The 12,728-nt window shown below is 45.6% G+C and carries 12 protein-coding genes; 4 read left to right on the top strand and 8 right to left on the bottom strand.

Translation table 11 applies throughout. The features are described 5' to 3' along the window. Positions 1 to 38: 38 nt before the first annotated feature. The gene (gene purL / locus ACAY30_RS12325; protein ID WP_290250948.1) at positions 39 to 3,959 is read right to left on the bottom strand and encodes a phosphoribosylformylglycinamidine synthase; all 3,921 of its coding nucleotides are present in this window, start codon (positions 3,957 to 3,959) and stop codon (positions 39 to 41) included. A gap of 237 nt (positions 3,960 to 4,196) precedes the next feature. Here purL and mltF point away from each other — a divergent pair, with 237 nt between their 5' ends. Both mltF and ACAY30_RS12315 read left to right on the top strand, forming a co-directional pair. Next, entirely contained in the window at positions 4,197 to 5,627 is a 1,431-nt protein-coding gene (mltF, locus tag ACAY30_RS12320; protein ID WP_290250949.1) for a membrane-bound lytic murein transglycosylase MltF, read from the top strand. A gap of 148 nt (positions 5,628 to 5,775) precedes the next feature. Continuing rightward, complete coding sequence (locus ACAY30_RS12315) at positions 5,776 to 5,907, top strand: hypothetical protein (protein WP_290250950.1); 132 nt, start codon at positions 5,776 to 5,778, stop codon at positions 5,905 to 5,907. On the opposite strand, the gene tadA is transcribed toward ACAY30_RS12315, so the two are convergent. Then, positions 5,904 to 6,443: a tRNA adenosine(34) deaminase TadA gene (gene tadA / locus ACAY30_RS12310; protein WP_290250951.1), complete on the bottom strand. Its 540-nt coding sequence runs from the start codon at positions 6,441 to 6,443 to the stop codon at positions 5,904 to 5,906. The genes ACAY30_RS12315 and tadA overlap by 4 nt on opposite strands. A 199-nt stretch (positions 6,444 to 6,642) precedes the next feature. Here tadA and ACAY30_RS12305 point away from each other — a divergent pair, with 199 nt between their 5' ends. Beyond that, the gene (locus ACAY30_RS12305) at positions 6,643 to 6,861 is read left to right on the top strand and encodes a hypothetical protein (RefSeq protein WP_290250952.1); all 219 of its coding nucleotides are present in this window, start codon (positions 6,643 to 6,645) and stop codon (positions 6,859 to 6,861) included. 141 nt (positions 6,862 to 7,002) lie between these two features. Here ACAY30_RS12305 and hemW read toward each other — a convergent pair whose 3' ends face one another. The 6 genes from hemW to ACAY30_RS12275 form a co-directional block, all read right to left on the bottom strand. After that, positions 7,003 to 8,151, bottom strand: a complete 1,149-nt coding sequence (gene hemW, locus ACAY30_RS12300; protein ID WP_290250953.1) for a radical SAM family heme chaperone HemW — start codon at positions 8,149 to 8,151, stop codon at positions 7,003 to 7,005. A gap of 2 nt (positions 8,152 to 8,153) precedes the next feature. Next, positions 8,154 to 8,753, bottom strand: a complete 600-nt coding sequence (locus tag ACAY30_RS12295; RefSeq protein ID WP_290250954.1) for an XTP/dITP diphosphatase — start codon at positions 8,751 to 8,753, stop codon at positions 8,154 to 8,156. Between the two features lie 104 nt (positions 8,754 to 8,857). Continuing rightward, entirely contained in the window at positions 8,858 to 9,301 is a 444-nt protein-coding gene (locus tag ACAY30_RS12290; RefSeq protein ID WP_353958580.1) for a DUF4426 domain-containing protein, read from the bottom strand. Between the two features lie 115 nt (positions 9,302 to 9,416). Next, on the bottom strand, positions 9,417 to 9,965 hold the full coding sequence (locus ACAY30_RS12285) for a YggT family protein (RefSeq protein ID WP_290250955.1): 549 nt from the start codon (positions 9,963 to 9,965) through the stop codon (positions 9,417 to 9,419). Between the two features lie 186 nt (positions 9,966 to 10,151). Further along, positions 10,152 to 10,967 carry a pyrroline-5-carboxylate reductase gene (gene proC / locus ACAY30_RS12280; RefSeq protein WP_290250956.1) on the bottom strand — a complete coding sequence of 272 codons (816 nt, stop codon included), beginning with the start codon at positions 10,965 to 10,967 and terminating at the stop codon, positions 10,152 to 10,154. A gap of 3 nt (positions 10,968 to 10,970) precedes the next feature. Then, positions 10,971 to 11,642, bottom strand: coding sequence for a YggS family pyridoxal phosphate-dependent enzyme (locus ACAY30_RS12275; RefSeq protein WP_290250957.1), 672 nt, complete (start codon positions 11,640 to 11,642; stop codon positions 10,971 to 10,973). 39 nt (positions 11,643 to 11,681) lie between these two features. Between ACAY30_RS12275 and ACAY30_RS12270 the strand changes: the two genes are divergently transcribed. After that, positions 11,682 to 12,725 carry a type IV pilus twitching motility protein PilT gene (locus ACAY30_RS12270; protein WP_290250958.1) on the top strand — a complete coding sequence of 348 codons (1,044 nt, stop codon included), beginning with the start codon at positions 11,682 to 11,684 and terminating at the stop codon, positions 12,723 to 12,725. The last annotated feature ends 3 nt before the right edge of the window (positions 12,726 to 12,728 follow it).

The following is a 12,728-nucleotide window of genomic DNA, read 5'->3' as shown; positions in this document are numbered from 1 at the left end:
CGCCTTGCGGCGCTTTTTTAGTATCTAGCTGTTAGTGATTAACCAACAAACTTACGGGCGTTGCGGAACATGCGTACCCATGGTGAGTCTTCTAACCACTCGTCTGGGTGCCACGAGTTAGCAACCGTTCTAAATACTCGCTCAGGGTGTGGCATCATAATGGTTACACGGCCATCAGTGGTTGTTAGTGAGGTGATACCGTCTGGTGAACCGTTCGGGTTCGCAGGGTATGTTTCAGTAACATCACCGTAGTTGTTTACGTAACGCATTGATACGGTACCTGAGTCGTTTGCAGCGCCAATTGCGTCTTCTGAAGCGAACTCAGCACGACCTTCACCGTGAGATACAGCGATTGGCATGCGAGAGCCTTCCATACCTTTGAAGAAGATTGACGGCGACTCTTGGATCTCAACTAATGAGAAACGTGCTTCAAAACGCTCTGAGCGGTTTTGTACAAAGTGTGGCCAGTGGTCACTACCAGGGATGATTTCTTTTAAGTTAGAAAGCATCTGACAACCGTTACATACACCTAATGAGAAGGTGTCTGCGCGGTGGAAGAAGGTCTTGAACATTTCACGAGCTTGGTCGTTGAACAAGATTGATTTCGCCCAACCTTCACCTGCACCTAGTACGTCACCGTAAGAGAAACCACCACAAGCAACTAAGCCTTTGAAGTTGGCAAGATCAACACGGCCACCTAGGATGTCTGACATGTGAACGTCAACAGTGATAAAGCCAGCACGGTCAAAGGCTGCTGCCATTTCAACGTGAGAGTTAACACCTTGTTCACGTAAGATAGCAACTTTCGGGTTGCTCTCTGCTGTAGCGTCCTTCGCGATTAAGTCAGCAACGATATCTTCGTTGATGTCGAATGTTAAGTGCGCGTTTAGACCTGGATCTTCAGTATCGAACTTCTGTGCGTGCTCTTGTTCAGCGCACTCTGGGTTGTCACGCATTGACTGCATCTTGAAGGTCGTTTCTGCCCAAACGGTACGGTAGTAAGTACGGGTGTTAGCAAGTACTTCTTCACCGTCACGAGTAAAGCGGATAACGTCTTCGTTGTTGATGCGACCAATATCAGTGAAACATTCCATTAAGCCGTATTGCTCAATGATGGCGTGAATTGCATCAACGTCGTCTTCGCGGATTTGGATTACCGCACCAAGCTCTTCGTTAAATAGTACGCTTAGGTTGTCACCAGCAAGCTTGCTGATATCAATATCAACACCCGTGTGACCAGCAAACGCCATTTCAGCTACGGTTGTGAATAAACCACCGTCTGAACGGTCATGGTACGCTAGTAGTTTTTCATCACGTACTAAGTGTTGAATTAAGTTGAAGAAGTTCTTTAAGTCTTCCGCGTTATCAACGTCTGGTGTCTCAGTACCTAATTGCTTGTAAACCTGAGCGATACATGAACCACCTAAACGGTTCTTACCTTTTGAAAGGTCAATCGCAACAATGCGAGAATCGCCTTTGTCAGTGCGAAGCTCTGGGGTAACGGTTTTACGGATATCTTCAACACGACCGAAAGCAGTAATAACCAATGATAATGGTGCAGTAACCGCTTTTTCTTCGCCGTTCTCTTCCCACTTGGTCTTCATACTCATTGAGTCTTTACCAACAGGAATGGTTAGGCCAAGTGCTGGACATAACTCTTCACCAACCGCTTTAACCGCTTCGTAAAGACCTGCATCTTCACCTGGGTGACCCGCTGCAGCCATCCAGTTAGCTGAAAGCTTGATGTTGTTTAAATCACCAATGTCGGCACTTGCGATGTTGGTTAATGATTCTGCTACTGCTAAGCGTGCTGATGCACCGTAGTTAAGTAGAGCAACAGGTGTTCTTTCACCCATCGACATTGCTTCACCGTGGTAGGTATCGAGCGCTGCTGCTGTTACCGCGCAATCTGCTACAGGTACTTGCCATGGGCCAACCATTTGATCACGTGCAACCATACCCGTTACTGAACGGTCACCAATTGTGATAAGGAATGTTTTTTCAGCGATAGTTGGTAGACGTAATAAACGGTCTGCCGCATCGGCTAAATCAACATCTGCTAGCTCAAGCTCTTTACCAGTTTCAGTGCGTGACTCAACATCACGGTGCATTTTCGGTGTTTTACCTAGTAATACGTTTAGCGGTAAATCGATAGGCTTAGCAAGCGACTCGTCGTCAGCAAAGTGGCTGTCAGTTAGCGTTAAGTGCTCTTCTTCGGTTGCGTAACCTACTACTGCAAACGGTGCGCGCTCACGCTCACAGATTGCACGGAACTCTTCAACACGCTCTGGTGCTACCGCTAATACGTAACGTTCTTGTGATTCGTTACACCAAATTTCTAGTGGTGACATGCTACGCTCGTCGTTTGGTACGTTGCGAAGTTCAAAGTTACCACCGCGGCCGCCATCAGATACTAGCTCTGGGAAGGCGTTCGATAGACCACCGGCACCCACATCGTGGATAAATAGAATTGGGTTATCGTCACCTTGTTGCCAACAGCGATCGATAACTTCCTGACAACGACGCTCCATTTCTGGGTTGTCGCGTTGTACCGAAGCAAAGTCTAGGTCTTCGTCTGATTGACCTGAAGCCATTGATGAGGCAGCACCGCCACCAAGGCCGATGTTCATCGCTGGACCACCTAGTGCGATAAGCGCTGCACCAACAACGATTTCACCTTTTTCTACGTGCTCGCTACGGATGTTACCTAAACCACCTGCGATCATGATTGGCTTGTGGTAACCACGTACTTCTTCACCGTTAAACGAGTTTACGTTTTCTTCGTAAGTACGGAAGTAACCTAAAATGTTTGGACGACCAAATTCGTTGTTAAACGCCGCGCCACCTAGTGGGCCTTCCATCATAATGTCTAATGCATTAACGATACGGCTTGGCTTGCCAAAGTCCGTTTCCCACGGTTGTTCAAAACCTGGAATACGCAAGTTAGATACAGAGAAACCAACTAAACCTGCTTTTGGCTTAGAACCGATACCGGTTGCACCTTCGTCGCGAATTTCACCACCAGAGCCTGTTGCTGCACCTGGGAATGGCGAAATTGCCGTAGGGTGGTTGTGCGTTTCAACTTTCATAAGAATGTTGATGTCTTCAACGTTGTAGGCGTACTCGTTAGTTTCTGGGTCTGGGAAGAAACGACCAGCTTCTGAACCAACCATTACTGCAGCGTTGTCTTTATAAGCGCTTAGTACGTTATCTGGGTTAGTTTCATAGGTATTTTTGATCATTTTAAACAGCGACTTAGGCTGTTCTACACCATCGATAGTCCAATCGGCGTTAAAGATCTTATGGCGACAGTGCTCTGAGTTTGCTTGTGCGAACATGTAAAGTTCAATGTCGTTCGGGTTACGACCAAGCTCAGTGAAGTTTTCTACTAAGTAGTCGATTTCATCTTCAGCAAGTGCTAAGCCTAACTCGATATTGGCTTTAACAAGTGCGTCGCGACCGCCAGTTAAGATATCAACCGACTTTAATTTACCAGGTTCCGCTGTGGCAAATAATACCTGTGCATCGCCACTGTCAGTAAAGATGGTTTCCATCATTCGGTCGTGGATTAACGAGGCAAGATCAGCGCTTTGTTGCTCTGTAAGCTCGGCTGATGTAGTTACGTAGTAAGCGAGACCGCGTTCAAGACGAATGATTTTATCAAGACCACAGTTGTGAGCGATGTCAGTCGCTTTAGAAGACCAAGGTGAGATAGTGCCCGGGCGAGGAGTTACAAGAAGTAAAGTTCCTTGTGGTTCGTGCTCTTCGATCTTTGGACCGTAGGTTAATAGCTTCGCTAGCTTGCTTGACTCGTCAGCTGAAAGCTCGGCGCTTTGATGACTAAAGTGCATGAACTCTGCGTAGATATCAGTGACCGGCAGATTTAACTGTGCGCATTGCTCGAGTAGCTTGTTAATTCTGAAATCGGAAAGCGCCGGAGCGCCACGTAAGATTTCCATAGTTTGTCTCACCATAGTTATTAATTAAATACCAATTCCATTGCGAAAATAGAGGTTAATCGCAATGGAATAAATACTTATCAAGGAAATTGAGGTGTATCACGTCTCGGGAGCTGATTTTTCGCGCGCATTATAAAAGAAATCACACAATTTAGTAAGAGGAAAACAGTTTGATTACATATTTATTGTAAAAAAAAGCTGTAATATTTTTTTTAATGCCGTCACAATGACATCGTTATGAAAAAAATAATAAATATAATTCAAAATGTTGGTCAGTTTCGGTCGCTGTTTTTAGTGTTTTTATTAACCCTGATTACAGGGTGCAAACAGTCCACTTCTGAAACCTCTCTAGATAATATACTTGAACGCAAGCAAGTCAACGTCGGTACTTTGTTTGGTCCCAATAGTTACTATATTGGCGCAAAAGGTGCGCAGGGCTTTGAGTACGAGTTGGCCAAAAGCTATGCGCAAAGTCTGGGTGTTGAATTAAATATTGTACCAACGTATTCACTAGACGAGCTATTTAGTAAGCTCGAGCAGGGTGAGGTTGATATTCTCGCCGCCGGTTTGGCAGTTACTGAACAGCGGCGCAAGCGTTTTCGCTTTGCCCCAAGCTATAAAAATGTCAGTCAAAAGCTGGTGTTTAAACAAGGCCGAGCGTGGCCGCGCAGTATCGAAGATGTCGACGCACCGATTACAGTAGTCAAACATTCAAGTCACGAAGAAAACCTGCAGCAGTTACAGCGGCAATACGCCAACCTAGACGTGGCTTCCACTGACGTCTTTGACAGCGACGAATTATTAGCACAGGTCATTGAGGGGCGTATCGATTTTACCGTTGCCGACAGCCATAGTTTGGCGTTGAAGCGACGTTATTATCCCGAGTTATCGGTGGCGTTTACCATTGACACCGCAAAACCAATTGCTTGGGCGATAAGCCAAAACAGTGATGATGCGCTACTGGCATCGCTGGTCGAATTTTTTGGTGATCGCCACACCAATGGGATGATTTTAGCGCTCGATGATAAGTACTACGGTCATGTTCAAGACTTTAATTACGTTGATACGCGCGCATTTATCGGTGCTATTGAGCATAAACTCCCCCAGTATGCGCACTTATTTCAGCGTTACAGCAAAAGCATCGATTGGCGATTATTAGCGGCACTCAGTTATCAAGAATCTCATTGGAATCCCCATGCTCGTTCGTATACAGGGGTGCGAGGAATGATGATGTTAACGCTGCCAACCGCTAAGCAAATGGGGGTTGTTAATCGCCTGGATAGCGAGCAAAGTATTCGTGGCGGAGCACAGTATTTAGCGCGCTTAATGGCACGTGTACCGGCGCGCATTCAAGATCCCGATCGCCGCTGGTTTGCCCTTGCTGCCTACAACATAGGTTGGGGACATTTAGAAGACGCGCGTCGTTTAACTGAGCAACAAGGGGGCGATCCGGATCGATGGATTGATGTCAAGGAGCGCTTAGTGCTATTGCAACAGCGAAAATATTACCAGCACACCCGATATGGTTTTGCTCGTGGTAGTGAAGCCGTTGACTACGTAGAAAACATTCGCGCATATTACGACACGCTTGTTTATATGGCACAAAAATCACGTCTTTTTGACACTGAGAGTAAGGTTGTTAATAGTGACGTGTCTGCCGCACCCTAAGGGGCGAACAGGGTTGAATAACACTGACGTGATTTGACCTGGCAGAGCGCTAGACGGACAAAGAAATAGAGGGGCACACCAATAGTGGTTGTGTCATTAAATTGTCACATTGTTGGCTTAACCTTGGTGCGGTAAATAAGGAGGTAAAATGAGAAAATATACGTGTAAAGCGAATCAGCGCCGGCGTTTGGTTAGAGCAAACCACCGCAAAGTGACAACGCGTTATCGAGTGTATTACCGAGTAGTGTTGGCGCGAGAGCCTAACGAACAAAACGACTAATCGTTATCAGGCGTGTTATTTACCTTAGCAAGTGCGGCTTTGTGGGCTTTTTTTAACGCCTTTTTCTCCGCCCTACGTCGTTTAAAAAAGCTCGACAGTTTACTAGCGCATTGCTCTGCCAAAACTCCCGATGTGACCTCCACTTGATGGTTAAGGCGCTGATCATCAGTTAAGTTGAACAGACTACCACAGGCCCCTGTTTTTAAGTCTGACGTTGCAAATACCAGTCGTTGAATACGGCTGTGCACTAACAACCCCGCACACATAGGGCACGGCTCTAACGTGACATACAGCGTACAGTTTAACATTCGATAATTATTTAACTGTTCACCTGCGGCTCTAATGGCTTGCATCTCGGCGTGGGCCGATGGATCGTTCAGCTGAATCGACTGATTCCAACCTTCTGCTATGATCTTATTGTCGTGGACGATAACAGCGCCAACTGGAATTTCCCCCTGCTGCTCGGCGATATCCGCTAGTTCTAAGGCGCGTCGCATGTAATAAAGATCTAATTGCTGTTGGCTTGCTGCTGTCATAAATGTCGCGGTTTTTACCAATAAGTGGTTAAAGTTTTACGAGTCCTATTGGCGATATTATACAAAGTATTGAAACAATGTGCGTTTTATTTCGGTATGCAATTTGCAGCCCTATGAGTTAAGACGCCAGTTATAGCCGGTTTAATTACCTGTAAGCGTTGCGATTGTTGATATTAACGAAATAAAGAGAGGTAGCTCAGTGCGTATATTTGAATTTTTAATCGTGTTTGTTATTGCCTACGGTTTTTATGAGTTTTTTAAACATCGTCGCCTTGTGCTCAAACAGCAACAAAGTCAATCATCAAGCTCCGAAGAAGTGGATCAAGAGTTAACGGCGTTAAAAAAGCGGGTTGAGGTACTAGAAAAAATAGTCACCGATAAAGGTTATCAGGTGAATCAAGAAATCGACGATTTGTAATATCGCACGAATAAGTAGTTTGTATTGCCCTGACGTTGCTTAGATAGGGTAAGCGTTAATCGAATAACCTCAGCGTCCGGTACTGTGGGCGTAATCACTGTGTATCAGGTCGCCGAGATCACGCGGATAACAGCACGCCATTTATAAAAACAGGGTGAGGAGGTCGTTGAGGTAACGCCGCCCTAGCGCGGTTATTTGCCATTCGTTCGGTGCGTTCTGGTTTAGCAAGCCTTTGGCTATCGCCTTAGACAACATCGGTTCAATTGAGGCAATAGCGATGCCTGTCGCCGATTCAAAATCTGCCGCGCTAAACGGCGAAAATAAACGCAGTCGATTCATCATATATTCAAATGTTCGATCGTTATCGTCCACGCTATCTATGCGTTCGAGGTAATCTCGCTCGGCGAGCATGTAACTCTTTGGTGATTTAACTTTGACGGTACGCCAAATAGTATTGGTTGTCGCATCGGTTATCTTGCCATGGGCACCACAGCCAATCCCCAAGTAGTCTCCGTGTTGCCAATAATTTAGATTATGACGACAGCGTTTTGAGTCGCTTTTGGCAAACGCCGATACTTCGTATTGTTGATATCCCGCTTCGGCCAGTAAGGCAAACCCTTGCTCTTGGATGTCCCATAGAACATCGTCGGCAGGTAGTGTTGGTGGTTTTGAATAAAATGACGTATTTGGTTCAATAGTCAACTGATACCACGATAAGTGATCGGGTTGCAGAGCAATGGCTTGTCGCAAATCGTCTAAGGCGCCATTAATCGATTGTTGCTCTAAGCCATGCATCAAGTCTAAGTTAAAACTTTTTATGCCACATTGCTTGGCTATTTGAGCGGCATTAATGGCTTGTTGACTGTCGTGAATTCGACCGAGCTTTAGCAGTTTGTCTGAGGCAAAGCTCTGTACGCCAATTGATAGACGGTTAACGCCGGCATTGGCAAAGCCTTTAAATTTTTCCGCTTCGACAGTGCCGGGATTGGCTTCCATAGTGATTTCCATATCATCACGACAGTCGAAGCGTTGCTTGATAGCTAAAATTAACTGCTCTATCGCCGCACTGGATAATAAACTCGGCGTACCACCACCAATGAATACAGAGTATAACGGTCGGTTTATATCAAAGCGCTTGATATCACTGTCTAAGTCAGCAATGAGGTCGTTAATGTAAGCCGTTTCATCAATTTGTGACTTCAAGGTGTGTGAGTTAAAGTCGCAATAGGGGCACTTTTGTACACACCAAGGGATGTGCACATACAAGGACAGCGGTGGTGTTTTTAGCACGTTTAGTCTCGACTTTGTAAGGCGTTTATCAACTGTTGTAGCGCCTGACCACGATGGCTTAGTTGATTTTTTATATCGCGTGGAAGTTGTGCCGATGTTTGTTGGTATTGCTCTACCCAAAACAAGGGGTCATAGCCAAATCCCTGGTCGCCGTGAGGCTCAGTAGTGATACTTCCAGGCCAAATACCGTGACAAATAATGGGCGTCGGGTCATCGGCATGACGCATAAAAACCAGCACACAATGAAACTGAGCACCGCGCTGTTCTGCACTCACCCCGTCGAGGGCGGCAAGTAGCTTTTGATTGTTTTTTTGGTCTGTCGCCTCGTCGCCAGAATAACGCGCTGAGTAAATACCAGGAGCCCCATTGAGATAATCGACAGCCAACCCAGAGTCATCAGCAATAGCTGGTAAGCCGGTCACTTTTGCCGCGTGACGGGCTTTAATGATGGCGTTTTCAACAAACGTAGTGCCGGTTTCCTCGGCATCGGACACGTCGAAATCACTTTGTGGAACCACGTCGATATGTTGGTCTGCAAGTAATTCGGCCAACTCTTTTACTTTGCCTTGATTGCCAGTGGCAAGCACAATTTTTTTCATCATATGTTTGGACTTACTGATCGATTAGTCGGGCTGTTATAGTAAAAAAGTGCGGGCGAACGCACTTTTTTAGGTAATACATAGCAGGCGATTCTACCATGTATTGCTTATTCTACGTAAAACTTTTGGCTAAACTCTAGCGTGTGTTGTTCACCATTGTCGTTGATCAAAATATTAAACTTGTAGGTTTCGTCATTAGGGTAGTCAACAATGGCGATGTAGTAGATCGCATCACCCTCTTTTATTTGCTCAAACTCTAAGTTCATTGTCTGACCAACGAGGTTAATTGCCGTACCCGATATGCCAACCGCCTTGGCCGGCTTGCCAGGTTGACTGGCATCGAGTACTGAAATATTAACAAAGCCCTTGTAGCGGCTGCGTTCAATACCATAATTGGTCGCAATATCAGGCTGTAAAATTGCCGTAGACAAGCCGATGTAATGAACTTCTAAATCACCCAGTTTGACCATTTGTTCTGCGTTGGCTGTGAATGTCACCAAACCTAAACACAGTATCGAAAACATCAATTGATTAAAGCGCTTGATCATCATCGCCTCTCTTTTATCGCTAAAAACTATGATTGATATGTAAGTATAGACGGTGCTTGGTGACAGCCCCAGTCAAAATGTTTAACACATTGTGACTGAGGGGACACTAGACCTGCTTTTATAACGCGTACCAGTATGGAATGGTGGTGTTGAAAAAGGCATTGATCATACTGAGTAGTAAAAACGCAATCACCACTGATAAATCAATCCCGCCCAAGTCGGGTAAAATGCGTCGTATGGGGCGTAAAAACGGTTCGGTAAGCTGGCCAAATACCATTTGGATTGGGGTTGGGTGCTGCACAACCCAACTCATCAGTGCCATTATCAGCATAACCACAAACAGCAAGTATCCACTTTCTTTGACTAAATACAATAAACCAAGATACAGCAATAAACCAATATCCGGTGCGGAACCTTGCAGGCTACTAATGGTGTAAAGTTTGGCTACGGCAACGATAAATGCGACTGCAATTGTCGCCAGATCGATACCTTTGATACCCGGAATAACGCGCCGGAACGGAATCACTACGGGATTGGTTACTTTAACCACAAATTGACTTAACGGGTTGTAAAAATCGGCTCGAACCGCTTGCAACCAAACTCGTAAAATTAACAACATAAAAAATGTGTCAAAGACAAAGTTTAGTAAGATCAGCAATGCTTCCATTATGACTCCATGCGCAAAGGCACTGTTATTAATAAGTTGTTATTGTTCGCGCGTGCAATGTCGAGATGGTATTTAACTCACTTGCTCATTACACGCGATACCAGTGTTAGATAAAGTCTACACTATTTTGCGAGGCAACTGTGATTAACCCTTGGCTCTGCAACCCAAATAGCACTGACTCGTTCACTAGTTGTTGTCTTCGGTCATTTGTTGCGCGCGTTTCTTGCAATTAACCATCGCTTTAGCGACCAATTGTTCAAGACCGCCTTCAGCCAGAGTAGTTAGCGCCGCATGGGTTGTTCCACCTTTAGAGGTGACGTTTTCCCGCAAGGTGGTAAGTGACTCTGAATTGTGCACCGCCATCTGCGCTGCGCCAAGCGCTGTTTGCTGCACTAATTGACGCGCCGTATGTTGATCAAAGCCAAAGTCCATCGCTTGTTTTTGCATGGCTTCCATAAAGGCGAAGAAGTACGCAGGACCCGAGCCTGACACGGTAATTAAATTGTCAATTTCTTCTTCGTTGTTTAGCCATTGCGTTTTACCTACGGAGGCAAACATCGCATCGATATATTGTTTGGTTTCATCTGCGGTGTTGTCATCGGCGTATAGACCAGACATACCAAAACCGAGCTGTGATGGAGTGTTTGGCATACAGCGCACAATGGCTGGCTCAGGGCCGAGGACACTGCGCATTTGGGCAACACTGACCCCGGCAGCAACCGAAACGAAGCATTTTTTACTCACGTCAACCGCTTCACTGATTTGTTTGCACACCTCTTTTATTAGGTGTGGTTTAACCCCTAAAATGATTATGTCAGCTTTTTCTGCGGCGGCCAGATTGTCACTGGTTTGTGACACGCCGTACTCTTTTGCTAGCGCTTCGCGTTTTTCAGAACTCGGATTGGTAACGGTAATGGTATTGGCATCGAAACCGCCGTTGACCATGCCGATTAGGATACAGCGGTTCATATTGCCTGCGCCAATAAATGCGACGTTTTTCATCAATTAATCTCTCCTTCCAAATATTGCTGTACCGACGCGCACCATGGTTGAACCACAGGCAATGGCTGTAGCCATATCACCACTCATGCCCATCGATAGAGTATCTATTGTTGGGTATTTTTGTTGCAATTGCTTGAATAAGCTTTGCATTTTTACAAAACTCGGTTCGCTATTGCCTTTTTCAGGGATGCACATGATGCCACGTAGTACTAAGTGAGGGCAAGCGTCGACAAAGGCGGCTAAGCTGTCTAATTGTTCTACGGTCACACCGGATTTGCTCGGTTCACCACTAATATTCACTTGTAAACAGACTTGTAGCGGGGTAATGTTAACAGCACGTTGTTCGTTAAGGCGTTTTGCCGTTTTTTCTCGGTCAATTGAGTGTACCCAGTCGGCATACTCAGCGATTAAGCGGGTTTTATTGCTTTGAATTGGACCGATAAAGTGCCAGATGATATCAAATTCTGATAACGCTTTGGCTTTACTCGCAAGCTCTTGAACGTAGTTTTCACCAAATTGACGTTGGCCGGCAAGGTAGGCGGCGTTGATATCGTCAACGGGTTTGGTTTTACTTACTGCGAGTAATTGAACCGAGTTAGCCGTGCGCTGACTGTCGCAGCTTGCTTGCTCAATAGATGTTAAAACGTTAGCTAGGTTGTCAGCGATTGAACTCATAGTTTTTTATTCTGGATAACAATAATTAATAGGAATATTATGGATATTACCGAACTTTTAGCGTTTAGTGTGGAACACAACGCTTCCGATTTACACCTTTCTACTGGCATGCCACCGGCTATTCGCGTTGATGGTGACGTGCGCAAGATTAACATTCCGCCGTTAGAAGACAAAGAAGTCAATGGCTTGGTCTACGACATTATGACCGATCGCCAACGCAAAGAGTACGAAGAAAACTTGGAAGTGGATTTCTCGTTTGAAGTACCAAATCTTGCGCGTTTCAGGGTTAATGCGTTTAACCAAAACCGAGGTCCAGCAGCGGTATTTCGTACCATCCCTAGTAAAATACTATCACTGGACGAACTCGGTTGCCCAGATATTTTCCGCACTATCGCTGAAAACCCACGTGGCTTAGTACTGGTGACAGGCCCAACGGGTTCGGGTAAATCAACAACACTAGCGGCAATGGTTGATTACATCAACGAAACCAAGCGTCATCACATTCTTACCATTGAAGATCCGATAGAATTTGTGCACGACAACAAACAGTGTTTGATTAACCAGCGTGAAGTACATCGCGATACCTTGAGCTTTAACAATGCATTGCGCAGTGCACTTCGTGAAGACCCCGACGTTATTCTAGTTGGTGAGATGCGTGACCTTGAAACCATTCGCTTGGCGATGACTGCGGCAGAAACAGGTCACTTAGTATTTGGTACTTTGCACACCACGTCTGCACCAAAAACCATTGACCGTATTGTTGATGTATTCCCTGGTGAAGAAAAAGATATGGTGCGCTCGATGCTATCTGAGTCATTGCGCGCAGTTATCTCGCAAACACTGATTAAAAAGAATGGTGGCGGCCGTGTTGCGGCCCACGAGATCATGGTCGGTGTACCGGCGATTCGCAACTTGATTCGCGAAGATAAGATTGCCCAAATGTACTCAGCTATTCAAACCGGTATGTCACATGGTATGCAAACCATGGATCAGTGTTTACAAGGCTTGCTAAGTCGCGGTTTGATCACGCGTGAAGATGCGATGGCCAAAGCGGTAGATAAGAACCAATTTAAAGTGTACTAAGGT

Origin of the sequence: Thalassotalea ponticola (assembly GCF_041379045.1) — a bacterium.
GTDB classification, from domain to species: Bacteria; Pseudomonadota; Gammaproteobacteria; order Enterobacterales; family Alteromonadaceae; genus Thalassotalea_A; species Thalassotalea_A ponticola.
Note: the sequence above shows the minus strand (reverse complement) of the source record. Positions and strands in the feature narration are given on the sequence as shown.